Consider the following 277-nt stretch of genomic DNA (forward strand, 5'->3'; position numbering starts at 1 on the left):
CCCGTCTCGGCCTTTTGACCACGCCATTGCGCGATCGTTTCGGCATTCCGGTGCGGCTCAACTTCTATACGGTCGAGGAACTGGAATATATTGTGCGCCGTGGCGCGCGCATCATGCAGATGGGTATTTCGCCGGATGGTGCGCTGGAAGTGGCGCGGCGTTCGCGGGGCACCCCACGCATCGCCGGGCGGCTGTTGCGCCGCGTTCGCGATTTTGCGCTGGTGGCGGGCGCCGACGTCATCGATCGCAAGATAGCCGATGAGGCATTGTCGCGTCT

General features: G+C 63.5%; 1 pseudogene. It reads left to right on the forward strand.

The window, feature by feature from the left end:
• Nucleotides 1-277, forward strand: a pseudogene (locus SB719_RS19785) (Holliday junction branch migration DNA helicase RuvB); the annotation flags it as partial.

Origin of the sequence: Pantoea sp. SIMBA_079 (assembly GCF_046940275.1) — a bacterium.
In the GTDB taxonomy this organism is placed as follows: domain Bacteria; phylum Pseudomonadota; class Gammaproteobacteria; order Enterobacterales; family Enterobacteriaceae; genus Pantoea; species Pantoea borealis.